The sequence below is a fragment of the Bradyrhizobium altum genome, assembly GCF_020889705.1.
GTDB lineage: Bacteria > Pseudomonadota > Alphaproteobacteria > Rhizobiales > Xanthobacteraceae > Bradyrhizobium > Bradyrhizobium altum.
In genome coordinates this window covers 1-20,000 of record NZ_JACMYP010000170.1, presented here as the reverse complement: position 1 = coordinate 20,000, position 20,000 = coordinate 1, and the positions used below count along the sequence as shown (strand labels likewise).

19 protein-coding genes and 1 pseudogene are annotated in these 20,000 nt (G+C 64.2%); 7 read left to right on the top strand and 13 right to left on the bottom strand.

All coding sequences use genetic code 11. The features are described 5' to 3' along the window. A partial coding sequence (gene purB / locus H8B02_RS31920; RefSeq protein ID WP_312001402.1) for an adenylosuccinate lyase occupies nucleotides 1-1,455 on the top strand: 1,455 nt, incomplete at its 5' end. A 59-nt stretch (nucleotides 1,456-1,514) separates the two neighbouring features. On the opposite strand, the gene cynS is transcribed toward purB, so the two are convergent. The 7 genes from cynS to H8B02_RS31885 form a co-directional block, all read right to left on the bottom strand. Beyond that, nucleotides 1,515-2,003: a cyanase gene (gene cynS, locus H8B02_RS31915; protein WP_092115321.1), complete on the bottom strand. Its 489-nt coding sequence runs from the start codon at nucleotides 2,001-2,003 to the stop codon at nucleotides 1,515-1,517. A gap of 19 nt (nucleotides 2,004-2,022) precedes the next feature. Next, a complete protein-coding gene (locus H8B02_RS31910; RefSeq protein ID WP_229169860.1) occupies nucleotides 2,023-2,934 on the bottom strand; it encodes an ABC transporter ATP-binding protein in 912 nt (303 codons plus the stop codon). 2 nt (nucleotides 2,935-2,936) lie between these two features. Next, nucleotides 2,937-3,776 (bottom strand): nitrate ABC transporter permease, encoded by an 840-nt coding sequence (gene ntrB, locus H8B02_RS31905; protein WP_229169859.1) that lies wholly within the window; start codon nucleotides 3,774-3,776, stop codon nucleotides 2,937-2,939. A gap of 157 nt (nucleotides 3,777-3,933) precedes the next feature. Beyond that, nucleotides 3,934-5,325, bottom strand: coding sequence for a CmpA/NrtA family ABC transporter substrate-binding protein (locus tag H8B02_RS31900; protein ID WP_229169858.1), 1,392 nt, complete (start codon nucleotides 5,323-5,325; stop codon nucleotides 3,934-3,936). A gap of 106 nt (nucleotides 5,326-5,431) precedes the next feature. Then, on the bottom strand, nucleotides 5,432-6,310 hold the full coding sequence (locus tag H8B02_RS31895; protein ID WP_229169857.1) for a sulfurtransferase: 879 nt from the start codon (nucleotides 6,308-6,310) through the stop codon (nucleotides 5,432-5,434). Between the two features lie 47 nt (nucleotides 6,311-6,357). Further along, complete coding sequence (locus H8B02_RS31890; protein WP_229169856.1) at nucleotides 6,358-7,485, bottom strand: acyl-CoA dehydrogenase family protein; 1,128 nt, start codon at nucleotides 7,483-7,485, stop codon at nucleotides 6,358-6,360. 35 nt (nucleotides 7,486-7,520) lie between these two features. After that, nucleotides 7,521-8,063: an OsmC family protein gene (locus H8B02_RS31885; RefSeq protein ID WP_173637492.1), complete on the bottom strand. Its 543-nt coding sequence runs from the start codon at nucleotides 8,061-8,063 to the stop codon at nucleotides 7,521-7,523. A 267-nt stretch (nucleotides 8,064-8,330) separates the two neighbouring features. Between H8B02_RS31885 and H8B02_RS31880 the strand changes: the two genes are divergently transcribed. Beyond that, complete coding sequence (locus H8B02_RS31880; protein WP_229169861.1) at nucleotides 8,331-8,990, top strand: TetR/AcrR family transcriptional regulator; 660 nt, start codon at nucleotides 8,331-8,333, stop codon at nucleotides 8,988-8,990. Between the two features lie 262 nt (nucleotides 8,991-9,252). Continuing rightward, nucleotides 9,253-10,470, top strand: a complete 1,218-nt coding sequence (locus H8B02_RS31875) for a GGDEF domain-containing protein (RefSeq protein ID WP_229169855.1) — start codon at nucleotides 9,253-9,255, stop codon at nucleotides 10,468-10,470. A 45-nt stretch (nucleotides 10,471-10,515) separates the two neighbouring features. On the opposite strand, the gene H8B02_RS31870 is transcribed toward H8B02_RS31875, so the two are convergent. The 4 genes from H8B02_RS31870 to H8B02_RS31855 form a co-directional block, all read right to left on the bottom strand. Further along, entirely contained in the window at nucleotides 10,516-10,842 is a 327-nt protein-coding gene (locus H8B02_RS31870; RefSeq protein WP_229169854.1) for a hypothetical protein, read from the bottom strand. Next, the gene (locus H8B02_RS31865; RefSeq protein ID WP_229169853.1) at nucleotides 10,808-11,791 is read right to left on the bottom strand and encodes a tetratricopeptide repeat protein; all 984 of its coding nucleotides are present in this window, start codon (nucleotides 11,789-11,791) and stop codon (nucleotides 10,808-10,810) included. The genes H8B02_RS31870 and H8B02_RS31865 overlap by 35 nt, the downstream gene beginning before the upstream one ends. Nucleotides 11,792-11,902: 111 nt before the next feature. Next, nucleotides 11,903-12,631, bottom strand: a complete 729-nt coding sequence (locus tag H8B02_RS31860; protein ID WP_229169852.1) for an SDR family oxidoreductase — start codon at nucleotides 12,629-12,631, stop codon at nucleotides 11,903-11,905. Nucleotides 12,632-12,733: 102 nt separating this feature from the next. Further along, complete coding sequence (locus tag H8B02_RS31855; RefSeq protein WP_229169851.1) at nucleotides 12,734-13,624, bottom strand: LysR family transcriptional regulator; 891 nt, start codon at nucleotides 13,622-13,624, stop codon at nucleotides 12,734-12,736. Between the two features lie 84 nt (nucleotides 13,625-13,708). On the opposite strand from H8B02_RS31855, the gene H8B02_RS31850 reads away from it, so the two are divergent. From H8B02_RS31850 to H8B02_RS31835, 4 genes and pseudogenes are all read left to right on the top strand, one after another. Continuing rightward, nucleotides 13,709-14,170, top strand: a complete 462-nt coding sequence (locus tag H8B02_RS31850) for a PACE efflux transporter (RefSeq protein ID WP_229169850.1) — start codon at nucleotides 13,709-13,711, stop codon at nucleotides 14,168-14,170. A 218-nt stretch (nucleotides 14,171-14,388) separates the two neighbouring features. Further along, a pseudogene (locus H8B02_RS31845) lies at nucleotides 14,389-15,617 on the top strand (ABC transporter substrate-binding protein). A 120-nt stretch (nucleotides 15,618-15,737) separates the two neighbouring features. After that, nucleotides 15,738-17,402 carry a thiamine pyrophosphate-binding protein gene (locus H8B02_RS31840; RefSeq protein ID WP_229169848.1) on the top strand — a complete coding sequence of 555 codons (1,665 nt, stop codon included), beginning with the start codon at nucleotides 15,738-15,740 and terminating at the stop codon, nucleotides 17,400-17,402. 20 nt (nucleotides 17,403-17,422) lie between these two features. Then, nucleotides 17,423-18,193, top strand: a complete 771-nt coding sequence (locus H8B02_RS31835) for an SDR family NAD(P)-dependent oxidoreductase (RefSeq protein ID WP_229169847.1) — start codon at nucleotides 17,423-17,425, stop codon at nucleotides 18,191-18,193. A 35-nt stretch (nucleotides 18,194-18,228) separates the two neighbouring features. Here the strand turns inward: H8B02_RS31835 and H8B02_RS31830 are convergent, their stop codons facing one another. Beyond that, nucleotides 18,229-19,074 carry a c-type cytochrome gene (locus H8B02_RS31830; RefSeq protein WP_229169846.1) on the bottom strand — a complete coding sequence of 282 codons (846 nt, stop codon included), beginning with the start codon at nucleotides 19,072-19,074 and terminating at the stop codon, nucleotides 18,229-18,231. Between the two features lie 582 nt (nucleotides 19,075-19,656). After that, nucleotides 19,657-20,000, bottom strand: a 344-nt coding sequence (locus tag H8B02_RS31825; RefSeq protein ID WP_229169845.1) for an endonuclease domain-containing protein, incomplete at its 5' end; no start/stop codon positions are given.

Genomic DNA, 20,000 nt, shown 5'->3' with positions numbered 1-20,000 from the left:
AGGCAATGCCAAGAGAGCGGGATCATGTCCCAGGATCACATTTCCAACGTTCTCGCTGAACGTTATGCCTCACCCGCCATGCGCGCCATCTGGAGTGGCGAGGGCAAGGTTCGCCTCGAACGCGACTACTGGATCGCCGTGCTGAAGGGCCAGCGCGATCTCGGGATTCCGGTTCCGGACGGCGTGATCGAAAGCTACGAGCGCGTCAAGGACCAGATCAACCTCGCCTCCATCATGCAGCGCGAGCGCGTCACCCGCCACGACGTCAAGGCGCGCATCGAGGAGTTCTGCGATCTGGCCGGCCATGAGCACCTGCACAAGGGTATGACCAGCCGCGACCTCACGGAAAACGTGGAGCAATTGCAGGTCTACCGCGCGTTGCAGCTGGTCGAGACCAAGAGCATCGCCGCGCTGATTCGGTTTGCGAAGCGCGCCCAGCAGTTGCGCGACATTCCGTTCACCGCACGCACCCACAACGTGGCCGCGCAAGTCACTACGCTCGGCAAGCGCATCGCCATGTCAGGCGAAGAGATGCTGCTGGCACATCAGAGCCTGGTCAATGTGCTGCAAACCTACCCCGCGCGCGGCCTGAAGGGTGCAGTGGGCACGCGCCTCGATCAAATCACCCTGTTCAATGGCGACGCCGGCAAGGCGCGCGCGCTCGAGGAGCGCATCCTCGTTCACCTCGGCCTGCCGAAAGCGCTCGACGCCGTTGGCCAGGTCTATCCGCGCAGCCTCGACTTCCGTGCGGTCAGCGTGCTCACCGAACTCGCCAGCGGTCCGGGCAACTTCGCCAAGACCATCCGCCTGATGGCGGGTCATGAACTCGCCAGCGAAGGCTTTGCCAAGGGCCAGGTCGGTTCGTCGGCCATGCCGCACAAGATGAACAGCCGCTCCTGCGAGCGCATCAATGGCTTGCATGTGATCCTGAAGGGCTATCTCGCGATGGCCTCCGGGCTCGCCGGCGATCAGTGGAACGAGGGTGACGTCTCCTGCTCCGTCGTCCGCCGCGTCATGCTGCCCGATGCCTTCCTCGCCACCGACGGCCTGCTTGAGACCTTGCTCACCGTGCTCGATCAGATGGAGGTGTTCGAATCCGTCGTCGCGACCGAGCTCAACCGCTATTTGCCCTTCCTGCTGACCACCACGGTCATGATGGAAGCGGTCAAGAAGGGCGCCGGCCGTGAAGGCGCCCATGAGGCGATCAAGGAGCACGCCGTCGCCGCCATTGGCGACCTGCGCACCGGCAAGATCGTGCAGAACGATCTGCTGCAGCGTCTCGCCGCCGATCGACGGCTTGGCTTGAGCGAAGCCGAATTGCAGCTTGTGCTCGAGCAGGGTCGCGCTAATTCCGGCGACGCCGGCGCCCAGGTCGATTATTTCGCCCAGCAAGTCGACGCGCTCGCCCGGGCCAAGCCGGAAGCCGCGAGCTACGCGCCGGGCACGATCCTGTGAGGTCATTCGACATTGGCGAGTAACGATACCATTCGCTACTCGCCATTCGCGCCATCGTCTCACTCTTCCTTGAAGCCGTATTCCGGCACGTTGCCGCTGGCGCCGTAATATTTGTAGGGCAGGAACTTCCCTGACATCGTGATCTTGACGCGGTCGCCCTTCGGATTCGCGACGCGCTCCATCGCCATGTCGAAGTCGATCGCCGACATGATGCCGTCGCCGAACTCCTCCTCGATCAGCGCCTTCCACGCCGGGCCGTTGACCATCACCATCTCGTAGAAGCGGTAGATCAGCGGATCGGTCGGCGGCATCGGCGTGCCGGCGCCGCGCATCGGCACCTCGTTGAGCATGGCAGTCTCGGCCTTCGACAGCCCGAACAGTTCGCCGGCATTCGCCGCCTGCGGTTTTGTCAGCTTCATCTGGCCGAGGATCGCGCCAACGATCAGCACTTCGGAATAGCCGCCGATCTTCTCGCAGATATGCTTCCAGCTCCAGCCCTTCTCGCGCTTGATGTCGAGCAGCTTTTCGGTGAGGTCTTCGCGTTTCATGGGGTTTCCTCCTCAGGCTTCAGCGCGCAACGCTCTGCGCGGGATTGGGTTCGACGACGCGCGGCGGCGAGACGATCACCGGCTCGCCGACGCCGGGCCGCACCGTCGGCACGTGGCGCGGATCGTGTTCGGTCACCTCAGCGGCAAAGCTTTTGCTGCGGCTGACCAGGAAATCGACGATATGGTTGCGCAGCGCATAGTAGTAGGGATGACGGTGCAGGTCGATGCGGCCGCGCTCCTTCGGCAGCGGGTTCTCGACGATCTCGGCCAGCACCGCGCCGGGCCCGTTGGTCATCAGGAAGATCTTGTCGGCAAGGAAGATCGCCTCATCCACGTCGTGGGTGATCATGAAGGTGGTCTGCCCGGTCTCCAGGCAGATCCGCCGCACCTCGTCCTGCAGCGTGCCGCGGGTCAGCGCGTCCAGCGCCGAGAACGGCTCGTCCATCAGCATGATCTTCGGGGTGATCGACAGCGCTCGCGCAATACCGACGCGCTGCTTCATGCCGCCCGACAGCTCCGACGGGTGCTTGTGCTCGGAGCCGGTCAGCCCGACGAGATCGATGAATTTCTGCGCGTGGGCCCTGACCCGGGCGCGGTCCCATTTGCGCCATTTCGAGCTCACGGCATAGCCGACATTGCCGAGCACCGTGCGCCACGGCAGCAGCGCATGGCTCTGGAAGATCACGGCGCGGTCGAGGCTGGTGCCCTCGATGCCCTGCCCGTCGACGATGACAGTCCCCTCGCTCGGCTCGTCGAGGCCGGCGAGGATGTTCAGCACCGTGGTCTTGCCGCAGCCGGAATGGCCGATCACGCAGCCGAACTCGCCGCGCGTCATCGACAGCCAGAAGTCCTCGAACACCGTGGTGGTGCCGCCGCCGGCGCCGGGATAACGCCGGGCGATTCCCTCGATGGAGATGAACTTGTCGGTCATCGCTACTCCGGAAACGTCACCATGCGCGTGAAGCGCGCCAGCACCTGGTCGAGCAGCATGCCGACGAGGCCGATCAAAAGGATCGCGATGATCACATTGGTGATCGACAGATTATTCCACTCGTTCCAGACGAAATAGCCGATGCCGGTGCCGCCGACGAGCATCTCGGCGGCGACGATCACGAGCCAGGCGATCCCGATCGAGATCCGCATGCCCGTGAGGATCGTCGGCGCCGCCGCCGGCAGGATCACGGTGAAGGCGCGCCTGATCGTGCCGACCTCGAGCGTCCGCGCGACGTTGATCCACTCCTTGCGCACGCTGGCGACCCCGAACGCGGTGTTGAGCAGCATCGGCCACACCGAGCAGATGAAGATCACGAAGATCGCCGAGATCGAGGAATCCTTGATGGTGTAGAGCGCGAGCGGCATCCAGGCCAGCGGCGAGATCGGCTTCAGCAGCTGGATGAAGGGATCGAGCGCTCTGCTGATCAGCGGCGACATGCCGATCATGAAGCCGAGCGGGATCGCGACGACGACCGCGATGAGATAGCCGAGCCCGACGCGCCCGATCGAATAGGCGAGCTGGATGCCGAGCCCCTTGTCATTCGGCCCGTTGTCGTAGAACGGCCGCTTGAGGTGCTCCCACAGCTTGGCGCCGACATCGAGCGGCCCGGGCATCGCCGACTTGCCCTGCGTCGCCGTCAGCCCCATCAGCCTGGCGTATTCGGGGCTCATGGCCGCCGTTGTGCCGCTGCTGCGGGTCGCGAGATGCCAGGCACCGAGAAAGGCGGCGAATAGCACGATCGAGACGATCGCGGCGCGGAGACGGAGGGAGAGAGTCATGTGCGTTCCCTCCCCGCGTCGTCCCTGCGAAAGCAGGGACCCATACGCCGTGCTCTCTCGGTTGGGCGCGCAGGGAGACACTCAGCGCAACAATTGGGGCCGGTGGTTATGGGTCCCTGCTTTCGCAGGGACGACGGCGTGGATAGAATTTCTCCCCTCACGACGACTTCCTGATCTTGAAGCTCGCGAGATAATCGTCGGGCTTGGCCGGATCGAAAGTCTTTCCCATCACCGAGAACGACTTGTACGAGCTCGTCGGCGGCGCAAGCCCCATCTCGACCATCACCTTTTTCGTGTCGGTGGCGAGATAGACCTGCTCGGCGACCGCGTGATAGTCGACGTCGCCCTTGATCTGGCCCCAGCGCTTCATCTGCGTCAGCATCCACACCGCAAAGGACTGCCAGGGGAACGGATCGAAGTCGACGCGCTTCGGATCGGTCTTCACGCCGCCGAGGCCGTCGGCGTAGGTGCCGGTCAGGACCTGCTCGAGCACCGTCACCGGCGCGTTGATGTAGTTGGCCGGCGCGATCGCCTCCGCGATCTGCTTGCGGTTCTCGGCCTTCGCAGCAAAGCCGGTGGCGTCCACGATCGCGCGGGTCAGCGCCGCGAAGGAATTCGGCGCCGTCGTGATGAATTCGCGGCTCGCGGCAAAGCTGCAGCAGGGATGGCCGTCCCAGATCTCCTTGGACAGGATGTGCAGGAAGCCGACACCGTCATATATCGCGCGCTGGCAGATGTTGTCGGGCGCGAGGAAGCCGTCGATGTTGTCGGCGCGCAGATTGGCGACCATTTCCGGCGGCGGCACCGAGCGGAGCTGCACGTCGGTATCCGGATCGAGCCCGTGCTCGGCGAGATAATAGCGCAGCAGATAATTGTGCATGGAGTAGTCGAACGGAATGGCGAACTTCATGCCCTTCCAATCCTTCGGATCACGCTTGTCCTTGTGCTTGATGGCAAGCGTGATGCCCTGCCCGTTGATGTTCTCGATCGCGGGCACGGTGAACGGTATAGCGTTGGCGCCAAGTCCGAGCGAGATCGCGATCGGCATCGGCGCCAGCATGTGGGCAGCGTCGTATTCCTTGTTGATGGTCTTGTCGCGAATGACGGCCCAGCCGGCGGTCTTCACCACCTCGACGTTGAGGCCCTGCCTGGCATAGAAGCCGAGCGGCGCCGCCATGATGATCGGGGTGGCGCAGGTGATCGGGATGAAGCCGACCTTCAAGTCCTTCTTCTCCGGCGGTCCCGCGTCGGCGAACGCCTCCGTCGCCGTCTTCAGCGGGAAGAACTGCGACAGCGCGGCGAGCGCGGTCGCGGCGCCAACCGATTTCAGGAGGACGCGGCGCGCGACATCCTGCGGAAACACGGCCCGCATCACCGCCGACGCGACGATGCCTTCGTAGCGCTTCTGCTCGCTGAGATCGGCGACCGGCTCGCAGCGCAGCGTGCGCTCGGCACGCACATGTTCGGCGGTTGAGCGATGCCGGCCACAGGCACAGCCGGATCGCACGAGCGCGCGGTCGGCGTCGAAGGGATCATCTGACGTGGACATGCTGCGCCCCATTGTCGCACCGAACTACGGAGAGCTCCGCGATCAGGTGCATTGATCGGCGTCCGGCCGCGTTTTGCGCCGCCGGACGCCAACAAACATGCAGGTTCTATGCCGCCTTGTCCGTGACGACGGCGGCGGTCGGCAGACCCTCGTCGATCGGCAGCGCCGGGTCGCGCGACCACTCGTTCCATGAGCCGAAGTACATCCGCACGTCCTTCACGCCGGCGTTCTTCAGCGCCAGGAAGGTGTTCGAGGCGCGCGCCCCCTTGAAGCAGTAGAGATAGACCGGCGTGGTCTGCGAGATGCCGACGGTGGCGCATTCCGCCAGGATCTCCTCCTTCGACTTGAAGCGCTGACCTTCGCCGGTCGGCTTCATCATCCGGTACCATTCCAGCCAGACGGCGCCGGGGATGCGGCCCTTGCGCGGGCAGAAATCCTTGCCGTAGGGCGAGGAGCTCTCGCCGATCCACTCGTCGACGTCGCGCACGTCGAGGATCGCGACGCCGGGCTTGCCGACCGCGGCCAGCATCGCCTTGGCGTCGATCATGATATCGCCGGCCTCCGGCACGATCGCAAAGGAGGCCTTCGGCGGCACCGCAACGTCGGTGGTGACAGGCAGATCGGCGGCTTTCCAGGCATCGAAGCCGCCATGCAGCACCTTCACCTTGGGATAGCCGAGCATCGTCAGCAGGTAGTAGCCGCGGCAGGACTGGCCGAAGCCGGAATTCATCGACTGCTCGTAGATCACGGCGGTCTCCTTGCCGGAGAGACCGGCGGCGCCGAAGGCGTCGGCGAACTTGGTTTTCAGCTCGTGGATGCCTTCCGGCGTCGAGGTCGCAAGGAATGTGAAGATGTCATGCACGTTGACGGCGCCGGGCAGATGGCCGGCCGCATAGGCATCCGGATTCCGCGTGTCGATGATGACACATGGTTCTTTCTTGACGAGCTCGGCAAGTTCGCCGGCGGTGGTCAGAACGTCCGTCATGGCTCTCTCCTGTTTGTGGTTGCAGTTGTGGTGGTCCCGAACTCTCATCACCCGTCCGCCAGCATCTTGCGCAGCTGCTTGGTGGCAGGCGTGACGATGGCGACGAAATAGGCCTCGCGCAGCCTGCGCTGGGCGCGGTGGCTCATCAGATAGCCGCGCGCGCCGCAATGGAGCATCGCCGCATGCGCGAACGCGACGCTGGCATCGCCGATCCGCAGGCGCAGCGCGACGACGCGGCGCCAATAGCTGTCATCGGTGTTGTAGGGATCGCTTGCCAGCGTCATCGCCTCCTTCTCGAACTCGGCATAGAGCTCGCGGAATTGCAGCGGCTGCTGCGGCAGATAGCGATTGACGTGGCCGAGCGGTGCATGGACCTCGTCCATGATGTTGATGCAATCCTTCATCAGCCCGAGGCCCATGCCGGCCTGCAGCAGGATGAAGCCGGCGCGGATCTTCTTAACGAACGGCGCAGCCGGCTCGGCGAGGATCAGCTCGTCCGGCACGAACACGTCGCGGAACTGGACGCCGTAGGTGCCGGTGCCGTCCATCGCCAGGAACGGCTTGCACGGCGTCAGCGTGATCGCGGGATCGGCGCAATCGGCAAGAAACATCACGGTGCTGCCCGGCTCGCCCCTGCTGCCCTCGTCCTCGCGCTCGAAGATCGTGCCGAAGTAATGGTCGGGGCCGAGATTGGACACCCAGGGCAGCGCGCCGCGAACGATGTAGCCGCCGTCGACCTTGCGGCCCTTCAACTTCAGCCGCTCGATGCCGAAGAAGCTCTTCATCGGGTTGGAAAGCCCGGTGCCGCCGAGCGCACGCCCGCTGGAGAAGCAGTTGCCGAAGCGCGCGGCGAGCTTCATGTTGGTGGAGTTGGCGACGTACCAGACCAGCGTGTTCTGGCACCACGCCATGAAGGCGGTGGCGCCGCAGACCTCGCCGAGCGCGGCCATCGACTGGATCGCCCAGCGCAGGTCGGCAGGCCCCTCCTGCGGCACGTGGCTGCTCCACGCGCCGACCTTGCCGAGCCGGCGCAGGAATTCGCCGGGATAGACCGAGCCGGCATCGATCGCGGATGCGAGCGGTGCCAGCTCCTGACGGGCGAGGCGCGCGACCTCGTCCGTGATGGTCGGTGCGGGATCTTGAGCTGCGACCCGCGATAAAGCCAGTGAACCCATGGTTGGTCTCCGCACCTTGAATTGCCGGTCGAGCCTTACGCGCTGACCTCGAGATTGACGGGGCGGGTGAACGTGTTGGCGACCGGCGACCACTTCTTCACATGCGCCACCAGCGCGTCGATCTCGTCTTGCGCAACGCCCTCGCATTCCATGTCGACCTTGACGCGGACGTCGGTGAAGCCGACCGGCTTCTCGCTGACGTCGCCGGTGCCCCACACCGCGGTGATGTTGAGGTCGCCCTCGAGCTCGAGCTCGAGCTTGTTGACGATCCAGCCGCGATGCACGGCGTTGGCGTGCAGGCCGACCGCAAGGCAGGAGCCGAGCGCGGCGAGCGAGGCCTCGGAGGGATTGGGCGCCGTGTCGTCGCCGAGCAGCCCCGGCGGCTCGTCGACGATGTAGGGCGCGAGGTTGCGGATGTAGTTGGCGTGACGGAACTTGCCCTCGGCCACCGTCTTGCACTTCAAGGTCTTGATGACCTTCGGGTTGGCCTTGCCGTTGGCAATCAGCTGCTCGAGCCCGCCTCTATCGATCGGCGCGAGGCAACCGGTCAGTGCGGTTTTTTGAGCGACAGCGGTCATCAGTTTTCTCCCTGGGAGCGATGGATTGGGTCAGGATACCGAACGGTCTGTTTCCTGCACGAAGCGTGCCAGTCCTCTGCCAAATCAAAAGGCGAAATCCCGCAGACGCTTAGCTGTGCCTGCCTGCGGATTGATCAGGGCGCGGCTGCTCAAACGCGGTGCATCTGCCGCGCCGCAGCGATTATTTTGAGCGCAGGACGGCGCACATGCCCGCCCCCGTGAAGATGCGGCTTGATGATTTCACCGCGCTCCGATTTACTGCCGCGCATGGTCAAATCGCTTGCGAAGAAAAAACCTGCCGCCGCGTTCGCCGCCGGCGACGACGAATCCGCGCGCGGCCGCCTGCTCAGCGCGGCGACGCATCTGTTCTGCAAGAACGGCATCAACGCCACCGGCATCGATGCGATCATCGACGAGGCCGGAACCGCCAAGACCACGCTCTACAAGCTGTTCGGCTCGAAGACCAACCTTGTGCATGCCGTGCTGGAAAGCGAAGGCAAGCAGTGGCGTGAGTGGTTCATCGGCGCGATCGAAGCCGGCGGCGGCGATCCACAGACCAAGCTGGCGCGGATCTTCCCCGCCCTGAAGAGCTGGTTCGCCGAGGAACGCTTCTACGGCTGCCCCTTCATCAACGCGGTCGCCGAGCACGACAAGGACGCCAAGCAGTTCCGCAACATCGCGCTGAAGCACAAGAAGGTGGTGCTGGCGCACATCGAGAAGCTCGCCGGCGAGATGGGCGCGAGCGAACCGGCGGTGCTCGCGCACCAGCTCGCGCTGTTGATCGACGGCGCCATCGTCGCCGCCATGGTGTCATGTGATCCCGGTGTCGCCGACACCGCGGGCCTCGCCGCCAGCAATCTGTTCGCGCCGGCCAAGCTGAAGAAGGCGAAGCGCACGGGCCGCGCGGACGAACTCATGGCAGTCTGACAGCGAAGGACGCCGCGATAGAGCGACGCCCCCGATCACCTCGTTGCCCGCCTTGAACGGCACGCCCGCCTGAAAATCAACCGCCGGCCGAACGGATCGTCGCGACCAACGGCCGCATCGCAGCCTCCGACATCGGTATTCGGCGGCGCGATCGCCCGCCGGATTTACCTGTCGTCAATCACACCGCGCGATCCGCCGCGGCCTTAAACGCCCGTTAGCTCCGGCCGGGTCAGTTGGCACGTGAAAGTACGGGGCAAGAACAATGCAGTCCGAAAAAGGACGATACAGCCAGCCGCACTGGGGCGTGACGCGCTGGCTCGCCGATGCGGGTCCGGGCGTGCCCGACGACATCCGCTCGGCGCTGATCGGGGATCTCTATGGCTCGCTGCCGGTGTTCGCAGCCGGTGCGGTCAACACGGTCGCCGTCGCGGCCGTGATTGCGATCCGCGAGCCGACCGCGCCATTCATCGCCTGGGTCATCCTCGAACTCGTCATCTGCCTCTCGCGACTGGCGGTGCTCGTGGCTGCGCATCGTGCGGCACGCGAAGGGCGGCCGACGCCAACCGATCCGCACCTCGTCCTTGCGGTCGCCTGGAGCACCAGCGTCGGCTTCGGCATCCTGATCAGCCTTGCAAGCGGCGACTGGGTGGTTGCGATGCTGGCCTCGCTGTCGGCGGCGGCGATGGTCGGCGGCATCTGCTTCCGCAACTTCAGCGCCCCGCGCCTGGCCGGAACCATGATCCTGCTCAGCCTCGGCCCGATCGTGCCGGGCGCAGCCCTGGCCGGCGAGCCGCTGCTGTTCATCGTGTTCCTGCAGGTGCCGATGTATCTCGCGGCGATGACGGTCGCGGCCTTCCGCCTCAACAAGATGCTGATCGCAACCATGCGCGCCGAGCGTGAGAACGGCCATCTTGCCCATCACGACACCCTGACCGGCCTGCGCAATCGCGCCGGTTTCGTCGCCGCGTTGAACACGAAGCTGGCGGCGCCGGCCGGACATGGCAGGCCGTTCGCGCTGCTGTTCCTCGACCTCGACAGTTTCAAGCCGATCAACGACACCTACGGCCACGCGGGCGGCGACCAGGTGCTGATGCTGGCCGCCGAGCGGCTGCGGCGCGCTCTGCCCGAGACCGCGGTGATCGCGCGGCTCGGCGGCGATGAATTCGTGGTGCTGGCGAACGGCGTCACCGCGGAGCAGGCGCTCGGGATCGGCCAGCGCATCATCCAGGCTGTCACGATGCCCTACCGGCTCGCCGACGGCATCTTCGCAAAGGTCGGCGTCAGCGTCGGCGTCGCCGTGTCGCCCGAGCACGGCACCGAGGCCGAGGAGCTCCTGGCCGTTGCCGATGCCGCGCTCTATGAAGCCAAATCCGACGGCAAGGCACAGTGCCGCCTGGCGTCCGTCGCCACCAATGTCGCGGCGCTGCGCCGGCTGACGAAAATGGACCCCACGCCGGCTCTCGATCGCGGCGCCGCCTGAGGCGAAATCCGGCAGGAACGCGGCGCAGCGATCGGCAAAACGTCGTCAGTGCTTTGTGTCGAGCTTGTGAAGCTCGGCATTGGCTGGCGCCCATTCAAAGTAGATCCTCGGGCATCCGTCCGCGGCGAGGCGAAGCAGCCGCACGGCTTCGTCCGTTGCATCTTTCGCCAGCGCCAGCTCGCCGGCATAGAAATGCGCTTCGCAAAGCTGCCCCTTCACCTTGACCGGATTGGCATCGTCGGCGGCTTTAATAACCGCCTCCAGCGTTGTGGCGCCGAGGAACAAGCGAACGATCGGCGCCGGCCATTGCGACTGGTCGAGCCGCCCGGAGGCCTCATCAAGTCCGCTTGGTTGGCCCGTCTTCTGGCGCACGAGGTCGAGCCATAGCAGTGTGTAAACATCCTTCCGATCGAGCTCGCTGGCGCGGACGAACTCGTCGTGCGCTTCCGACAGGAGCCCGCCTTGAAAGTAAGCGCTCCCCGCCCCAGCGATGAAGTTGAGGATCGTTCGGCGTCAGCTCGATCGCCTGCTTGATGTTGGATAGTCCCAGTTCGAGGTCGCCGCGAGCGCGAAGGATGCTGGCGCGACCAACACAAGGCAGGGGATTTTTTGGATTGAAACGGATAGCTTGATTGAAGTCGTCCAATGCGAGCTCGATGTCGCCCTTGATGATGTGAGCGTGTCCGCGGCAAATGAGGCCCACCCCCGTCCCGCGTTCTGGGCTGATCTCGATCGCACGATTGCAGTCAGCTATGGTCCGATCTGGCTCGTCCTTGAGATTGTAGGCGCGCCCGCGGCCGACATACGCAGCCACATTGTCGGGATGGGTTAGAAGGGCTCGGCCGTAGTCGTCGATCGCGCTGTCAACATCCTTCTTGATCAAGTGGCCGCCAGCCCGTCCCAGGTATGCGTAGGTGTCTTTTGGAGCGAGTTCGATGGCTCGACCGTAGTCGGCAAGCGCTCTATCGATCTCGCCCTTCCGTTTATACGCCCACGCCCTGCGGAGAAGGGCGATCTGATTGTTCGGATCGCGCTCGACGACGAAATTGTAGTCCTCGATTGCCCGATCAACGTCGCCCTTATCAAGATAGAGCGTGGCGCGTCGAAAATGCGCGGAGATCGCCCCTTGCAAATTGGTCGACATCGCGTCGATCAAGGCAGTGCAACCTGCGATGCGATCATCCAGGCTGATATTTCCGGCTACGGTGCACTTGGCCGGCAGGAGAAGTTGTGCACGAGCAGCCGGAATCGGCGCCAACAACACGCCAAGCGCGATCATCATCGCCTTTGCGGCGAATGCACGTTTTATCCGTTCTGTCACTTTGTCCCCCACGCCCACCGGGAGACTAGTGGCAAAGCCCCTGCCCGCAACACAACCTTTCGTTGCCTGTGCCGCAACGGCGCGCCGGCGACGGTATTGGCGCGATGTTGCCTACAGATCGAAATTCGTCGGCAGCATCACGACGTCGCGGATGGTCATGCCGCGCGGCCGCGTCAGCATGAACATCACGACCTCGGCGACCTCGCTCGCCTCCAGCAGGCTGCCCGCCGCCCTGGCCTCCTCGAGCTTCTCCGCCGGCCAGTCCGCGAGCAGCGCGCTGATCACGGGCCCGGGCGAGATCGAGCCGACGCGGACGCCGTGCTTGAACACCTGGCGCCGCACCGTCTGGACGAAGCAGTTGATCGCCCATTTCGACGACGCATAGACCGGCTCCCACGGCGTCGGGAAATGCGCGGCGAGCGAGCTGGTCACGATGATGTCGCCGGTCCCGCGCGCGATCATGTGCGGCAGCACGTCGTGCACGTTCTTCATCACGACGTTCACGTTGAGGTTCAGCATCCGGTCGATCGCGCTGTTATCGGCATCGACGAGATCGCCGCCGACATAGATCCCCGCATTGGCATGCAGGATGTCGAGCTGGTCGGCCCTCTCGAGGATCGCGGGCAACAGCGTCGCGCAGGCCTTCGGATCGAGCAGGTCGATGACCAGCGGGGTCACCGCATCGCCGTGCTTGCCGGCGAGCGCTTGCAGCGCGGCCGCGTCACGGTCGACCATCACCACGCGCGCGCCCGCGGCCAGCATCGCCTCGCTGCTCGCAAGTCCAATGCCCGACGCCGCCCCGGTCACCGCCGCGACCTTGCCTTCCAATTGCTTCGCCATCGTCTCCACCCTGTCCGGTCAGTGCGGCTCGCATGGCAACACATCGCGGTCGCGATGTCAGCTCCCATGCGACAAACGACGTTGCCTGACGCGCATGTCCCGTCACATGCGGAGCATCGGCGGCCGCGTGGCGAACCGGCGACGCAGCCATTTTGCCGCCGGCCCCGCCGGCCGCTGCTTGTGCCAGACCACTTCGAGCGCAACGGGATGCGCGCCCTCGTCGAATTCCAGCTCGGGAATTGCCAGTTCGTCGGCAACCTGCGAGCTCGCCATGATGTGCCCAGGGATCAGCGCCCAGCCGACGCCTTGCTTGAGGATCTGCAGGATCACCCAATGGCTCTCCACCCACCACACCTCCGCGGCGACACGAAGCCGGTGCCGCTCGGTGCCCTCGTTGCGCACCGTGACCATGATCTGGCGATGCCGCTTCAGCTCCTCCCAGTCCACCCGGCCATGCGCCAGCGGATGGTTCTTGCCGCACACGAGCTGCAGCGGCACCCAGCCGATGGTCTTGAAGCCGAGCTCGGGCGGCAGATGCTCCTGCCGCCACATCACGCCGACATCGGCCTTGCCGTCGAGCACGAGGCGGCTGACGTCCTCCATGATCGGAAACAGCAGCTCCACTTCGACATAAGGAAAGCGCTTGGCGAATTCCGCAAACAGCTCGCCGACCGCGCTCTCCGGATAGAGCTCGTCGATCGCCACCACCAGGCGCTTCTCGACATGCGCCTCGAAACTGCTCGCGACGCCGATCAGATGCTCACGGCGATCGAGGATCAATCTTGCTTCCGGCAACAGCCGCGCACCGGCTTCGGTCAGCACCGGGTTGCGACCGGCCCGGTCGAACAGCGCAATCCCGAGGTCTGTTTCCAAATTGGCGACGTGGGTGCTGACCGCCGATTGCGCTTTCTTCAGAAGCCGTGCCGCACCGGAGAACGAGCCCTGCTCGGCCGCCGCCACGAAGGATTCGAGCTGGTCCATGGAAACGGGCATCTATCTCTTTTCCAGATATTACTTATCTTTGTACTCCCACAATATCAGATAGAAACCCGGTCACAACGACAGAAAGGGTTCAAAATGTCTATGCGTTCCTTCTCCGACCGGGTCAGGCACGCAGTCCTGTTCGAACTGATCGGTATCGCCATCTTCACGCCGGCAGCCGCCTGGCTGTTCAATCAGCCGGTCGCCCATATGGGCGTCATCGGCGTCGTCTCGGCGACGGTGGCGACGATCTGGAACTTGCTGTTCAATCTTGGCTTCGACCACGCGCTGGTCCGCGTCACCGGCCGTGTCACCAAGACGATGCCGATCCGCGTCGCGCACGCGATGCTGTTCGAGGCCGGCCTGATCGTGCTGCTGATCCCGTTCGTCGCCTGGTATCTCGGCATCTCGCTGTGGGCTGCGCTGATGATGGATATCTCCATCGTCGCGTTCTATCTGGTCTACGCGTTCGTCTTCAACATCGCTTACGATCGCGTGTTTCCGGTGCGCGAGCTCAGCGCGCATGGTCGCACGGCGAGCCGGGCCCTGCCGGCCTGACCGGCCTCGGTACCCGGCGCTTCGGATCATGTGATCTGCGGCGCCGCGCCGGACCCTGACACCGCTGCAATATTCCTGATGGTAGCGACTGCGCACAAGTTCCGCTGCGCAGCGCTCATAGACTGGTTTGATCCGGCTTGAGCGCTGTGGAATGCTTCAGGCCGACATACCCGTCAAAGGCTGCCAAAACGGCCAACAAGAAGAAGCGGAGGACTACAATGCCAGGGAACCGTTCACCCCACCTCACCCGCCGTCATCTCATCAAAGGCGCTGCTGCCACGTCGGCCACGCTGCTGCTCGGCAAGCCCGCCATTGCCAAGGGCAAGACCGAGATCGTGATCGGCAACATCGACGCCTATTCGGGACCGGCTGCGGTCTATTCGTCGATCGGCCGTACGCCGGGCGGCTATTTCAAGATGATCAACGAGCAAGGCGGCATCAACGGCCGCATGATCAGGTACATCACCTATGACGACGCCTACAGCCCGGCCAAAACCGTCGAGCAGGCGCGCAAGCTGGTCGAGGGCGACGAGATCGACGTGCTGTTCGCGCCGCTCGGTGCGCCGACCAACGCCGCGATCATGAAGTACATGAACCAGAAGAAGGTCCCGCACCTCTTCATCGCCTCAGGCGCGACCAAGTTCGGCGACTACAAGAACTTCCCCTACACCATGGGTTTCCAGCCCTGCTACCAGATCGAGGGCCGGGCCTTCGCGCAGCACGTCCTGTCGACACAGAATGATCCCAAGATCGGCATCGTCTACCAGAACGACGATTTCGGACGCGACGTGCTGAAGGGTTTCAAGGACGGACTCGGCGGCAAGACCTCCGCAATCGTCGCCGAGCTGTCCTATGAGACCGCCGACCCGACCATCGACAGCCAGGTGGTCCGCTGCAAATCCGCCGGTGCCAACGTGTTCATGAGCATGACCACGCCGAAATTCGCGGCGCAAGGCATCAAGAAGATCGCCGAGCTCGGCTGGCAGCCGGCGCATTACATCGGCAACAACGCCTCCTCCGCCGGCTCGACCCTGAAGGCCGCGGGCTTCGACGTGTCCAAGGGAATCATTTCGAGCGCTTATCTGAAGGATCCCGTCGACGCCGCCTGGGACAGCGATCCCGCCATTCAGAAATGGCACGCCTTCCTCGACAAATACGATCCCGCGGCGGCCAAGAACGACATCTATGCGGTCACCGGCTATCTCACCAGCCAGATCCTGGTTCAGGTGCTCAAGCAATGCAGCGACGACGTCTCGCCCGAAAACATCATCAGGCAGGCGGCAAACCTCAGGGACGTCGAATCCGACATGCTGCTGCCGGGCATCAAGATCAACACCTCGCCGACCGACTACTATCCGCTCGAGCAGTTGCAAAACTGACGCGCTTCAGCGGCGAACGCTACGAGCCGATGGGCCCCGTGATCGACGGCGGCATCTCGAAGGCGTGATCGTCCACGGCGTTCCGCGAAAGCCAGCGCGGCGAGGACGCGAACCGTCTCGCAGTTGCCATCGGCCCCTCATCGGCCGATGATGCGCGAAACGGAGCCGAACCAACCGGGAGGACGTGAATGCGTGGACGCCGTGTGCTGATGGAATCGTTCGTGTCGCATGGCGTGCGTCATATCTTCGGCAATCCCGGCACGACCGAAACGCCGCTGCTCGACAGCCTGCCGGCGTTTCCGCAACTCGAATACATCATGGCCCTGCATGAAGGCGTCGCAGTCAGCGCCGCCAGCTTCTACGCGCAGGCATCGGGACGCGTCACCGTTGCCAACCTGCACGTCGCTCCCGGCCTTGGCAACGGTATCGGCTCGCTCTATGGCGCGCTGAAAGCAAATTCGCCCGTGGTCGTGACGGCGGGGCAGCAGGACACGCGCATGCGGCTCAACAATCCGCTGCTCGGCCACGACCTCGTTGCAATGGCAGCACCGGTGACAAAGTGGAGCGTTCAGATCGAGCGCGCCGACGAGATCGCACCAATCATGCGACGCGCGTTCAAGGTGGCGACCGATGCGCCGCAGGGGCCGGTGTTCGTATCGCTCCCGATCGACGTCCTGGAACAGGAGACCGCGGTCGATGCATCGACGCCGGACAATTTGTGGCGGTCGACACGCCCCGATCCGGCAGGTATCGAAGCGCTGGTCGCGCTGCTTCTGAAATCGAAAAATCCGGCCATCATCGCCGGCGACGACGTCGCGAGATCGGGCTGCGAGCAGGCGCTGGTCGCGCTTGCTGAAACGATCGGTGCCACCGTGTGGTTCGAAGGGTTGCGGCATCACACGCCCTTTCCGACCAACCATCCGAGCTATCGTCAGTCGCTCCCGGGCGATGCCCGGCAGGTACGCAAGGTGCTCGGCGATACCGATCTCGTGCTGCTGATCGGCGGTCCTTTCTTCGAGGACATCTGGTTTGCGCCCGATGGCCACATTCCCGACGGCGCGTCCCTGCTCCAGATCGAAGCCTCGGCCGAGCGTCTCGCGCTCAACAACCGGCTCGATGCCGGCATCGTTGGTGACATCGCTGTCAGCCTCGGTGCGTTGACGGACGCGTTGCGCGCCAAGGTGAGCGCGGACTTCAGGCAGGCTGCGCAAAACCGCAACGCTGCGCTAGCCGAACTGCAGGCGAAGGAGAAGGAAGCCTATCGCGCGCGCGTCGAGAAGAGCTGGAACCGAGAGCCAAGCTCGATGCCGCGGGTCACCGCGGAACTGCGTCGCGGTCTGCCTGACGATGTGGTCATCGTCGATGAGAGCATCACGGCGAGCCTCGATCTCGCCCGCGCCTTCGACTATCGCGGCTTCGGCGATTATTTCGGCGGACGCGGCGGCGGCATCGGCCAGGGTCTTGCCGGCGCGATCGGCGTCAAGGTCGCAATGCCGGACCGTCCGGTTGTCGCGATCTCCGGCGACGGCTCGGCGATGTATGCGATCCAGGCGCTATGGACTGCCGCGCACCACAAGCTCGCGATCGTGTTCGTGGTGCTGGCGAACCGCGAGTACCGCATTCTCAAGCACAATGTGGACGTCTGGCGACAGAACTTCGAAGCCGGCACCCAGCATCCCTATCAAAACATGGACATCACCGGTCCCGCGCTCGACTTCGTGCATCTCGCGGCCGGCATGGGCGTCGAGGCCGTCAGGGTTGAGAAGGCCGACGACATCGCCGGCGCAGTCGCAAAGGCTGTCGCGGCGCAGCGCCCGTACCTCGTCGAGATCGCAATCGAAGGCAAGCGCTAACCGCGCTGGAGGAGTTTCTCATGGCAGGCATTCTGGACGGCAAGGCCGCATTGGTGACGGGCGGCGGCTCCGGCATCGGCCGGGCAACAGCGATTGCCATGGCGCGCGAAGGCGCGCGCGTGGCGGTGTCGGATCTCTCGAAGGATGGAATCGAACAGACGGTCGCGCTCATCAACGCCGCGGGCGGCCAGTCGATCGCGATCCAGGGCGACGTCACCGACGAGGCTGGTGTCGCCAACATGGTGGCACGCACGGTATCGGCGTTCGGGCGCATCGATTGCGCGTTCAACAATGCCGGCGTGGCCGGGCGCTCCGTCGGCCCGTCCGGCCAACGCATCCATGAGCTCACGCAGGCCTCCGTGGCGAAGATGTTTTCGGTGAATCTGATGGGCGTGTTCCTGTGCCTGAAATACGAGATCGCCCAAATGCTGAAGCAGGGCGGCGGCGGCGCGATCGTCAACACCGCCTCGATCGCCGGGCTGGTCGGCCTTGCTACGTCGGGCCACTACGTCGCGGCCAAGCACGGCGTCGTCGGGCTGACCAAGTCTGCTGCGATCGAATACGCCCAGGACGGCATCCGCGTGAATTGCGTCAATCCGGGATACATCAAGACGCCGATGACCAAGGAGACGATGGACGAACGTTACGACGAGATCATCGCCAAGGTGCCCGCACGTCGCCTGGGCGTGCCCGAGGAAATCGCGGAGGCCGTGGTCTGGATGTGCTCGGACAAGGCGTCCTTCATGACGGGCGCATCGCAGGTGGTCGACGGCGGCTACAGCGCCGCCTGAGGCACGCTTCAGCGGAGCGCGTCGCGGCTTTCAAGCTATTCCTTTGGCGGCACCGTGCGCAGATAGACGACGATGGCGTCGAGATCGGCGGCTGACACGGTGGCGTAGTAATGGAAGCCCATCGGCGGATTGAGCTTGCTGCCGTCCTTGCTGACGCCCTGAGTGATCGCGCGCTTGATCTCGTCATCGGTCCAGCCGCCAATGCCTTTGGTCTTGCTGGAGCTGATGTTCCGCGAAACCGAGACGCCCCAGGGTCCCGTAAACTTGCCGCCGCCGGCGCCCATGCTGGTCGCATATTCTCGCCCTTGCGGCCCCATCGGGGTATGGCACTCCATACAGTGGGCAATCGTGGCAAGGTAGAATCCCTGCTGCACCTTGTCGCCCAACATCGCTTCGGTGTACGGGCCTTCACCGCCCGGGGGAACAGGATGCCCCTGTGATATTTTGTAGATTGGCTCCGGTACCGCATTCCTGATCGGCTTGATCGTGCGCAGATATGCGATCACCGCATCGAGATCGCGATCGGTCATGATCTCGTAGAAGCCACTTGGCATGATCATGGCGACCCGCGTGCCGTTGCGCTTGATGCCCTTTCGCAGCAGTTGCTTGAGTTCGGTGTCGGTGTAGTTGCCGATGCCGGTTTCCTTGTCTTGGGTGATGTTCGGGGCCGTGACCTTGAACGGTGGCTCATCCCATGACGCGCCGCCGGAAAAAGCCTTGTCGCTGATCTCCCCTGACGGTCCCTTCGGAGTATGGCAATTGCCGCAGGTCAGGATGCCATTGACGAGGTAATCACCGCGCGCGACCAATTCCGATTCTGCGCTGACCGGGCCGGTCAATAGTACGCCGATAACGAGCGCTAGCGATCCGATACGGATCATGACGACGCCTCCAATCAATTAAGTATTGCGATAGGACTCAGATCGATTTCTGGCTTCAAAAACGTACGTCAGCGAAATGTGCACACCGGTGTTCAACGGTGCGAAGGCCATGTGCAAAACTACGTAGCTGGCGCGCAAGAAATGCCGCGCGCGGATCGATGGTACGCTGCCGCCCTCTTCTACAGATCCGATTGCCGGAGGGCTGGCCAGACAAAATCTAGCAGATTTCACGCGCTTGAGAAGGCAGCATGGCCACGTTGAAGTTCGAGGCGCCGGATAGGACCGACACCTCACCGACCAATCGCTACTGCTCGAGCAATTGCAACTGGTGCGGGTTAGCGAGCAACAGAAGAGCCGCACCCCAGATGCATGACTCACAAGTGGCGCAACACACTTGGTGTCGTCCCTGCGAAAGCAGGGACCCATAACCACGAATGGTCATTGTTGCGCCATGGTGGAACGACGAGTCCCGTTGACAACTCGGGCCGCGGAGTATGGGTCCCTGCTTTCGCAGGGACGACGTGCGGAGAGTGTCGTGTCTCGAACTCACTCTTGCCACGCAGACAGAACGACGGCGAAAGCTCACCGCTCCTGCTGCAAACTCCCCTCCAGCCGCGCCAGCTCGCCGTCGAGGTCACGTTCGACATCGGCCACCTGCACGTCGACCACCCGATAGTCGCGCGCCTCGAGCCAGGCTCTGCGCTTGGCGCGGTCCGTCCCGATGGCGTCGCTCTCGCCAGCATTGACCAGCTCGATCGCGAGCCGGTGCACGAAGGAGACGAAGTCGGGGATGTGGCGGCCGACCGGGGTCTGGCGCTTGAACTGGCCGGCGAAGCGGCGATCCCGCGTCAGCGCCTGCCACAGGATCCGCTCGGCGTCGGTCGGGTTGCGGCGGAGCAGCCGGGCGAGCCCGCGCACGGTGCTGG

Bases quoted from the DNA above. Each gene is read 5' to 3' on its own strand.
- H8B02_RS31840 (WP_229169848.1), top strand. From the start codon at position 15,738: ATGCGTGGACGCCGTGTGCTGATGGAATCGTTCGTGTCGCATGGCGTG.
- H8B02_RS31860 (WP_229169852.1), bottom strand. From the start codon at position 12,631: ATGGCGAAGCAATTGGAAGGCAAGGTCGCGGCGGTGACCGGGGCGGCG.
- H8B02_RS31875 (WP_229169855.1), top strand. From the start codon at position 9,253: ATGCAGTCCGAAAAAGGACGATACAGCCAGCCGCACTGGGGCGTGACG.
- H8B02_RS31855 (WP_229169851.1), bottom strand. From the start codon at position 13,624: ATGCCCGTTTCCATGGACCAGCTCGAATCCTTCGTGGCGGCGGCCGAG.
- H8B02_RS31835 (WP_229169847.1), top strand. From the start codon at position 17,423: ATGGCAGGCATTCTGGACGGCAAGGCCGCATTGGTGACGGGCGGCGGC.
- H8B02_RS31850 (WP_229169850.1), top strand. From the start codon at position 13,709: ATGTCTATGCGTTCCTTCTCCGACCGGGTCAGGCACGCAGTCCTGTTC.
- H8B02_RS31890 (WP_229169856.1), bottom strand. From the start codon at position 7,485: ATGGGTTCACTGGCTTTATCGCGGGTCGCAGCTCAAGATCCCGCACCG.
- H8B02_RS31830 (WP_229169846.1), bottom strand. From the start codon at position 19,074: ATGATCCGTATCGGATCGCTAGCGCTCGTTATCGGCGTACTATTGACC.
- H8B02_RS31885 (WP_173637492.1), bottom strand. From the start codon at position 8,063: ATGACCGCTGTCGCTCAAAAAACCGCACTGACCGGTTGCCTCGCGCCG.
- H8B02_RS31880 (WP_229169861.1), top strand. From the start codon at position 8,331: ATGGTCAAATCGCTTGCGAAGAAAAAACCTGCCGCCGCGTTCGCCGCC.
- H8B02_RS31900 (WP_229169858.1), bottom strand. From the start codon at position 5,325: ATGTCCACGTCAGATGATCCCTTCGACGCCGACCGCGCGCTCGTGCGA.
- H8B02_RS31895 (WP_229169857.1), bottom strand. From the start codon at position 6,310: ATGACGGACGTTCTGACCACCGCCGGCGAACTTGCCGAGCTCGTCAAG.
- ntrB (WP_229169859.1), bottom strand. From the start codon at position 3,776: ATGACTCTCTCCCTCCGTCTCCGCGCCGCGATCGTCTCGATCGTGCTA.
- cynS (WP_092115321.1), bottom strand. From the start codon at position 2,003: ATGAAACGCGAAGACCTCACCGAAAAGCTGCTCGACATCAAGCGCGAG.
- H8B02_RS31910 (WP_229169860.1), bottom strand. From the start codon at position 2,934: ATGACCGACAAGTTCATCTCCATCGAGGGAATCGCCCGGCGTTATCCC.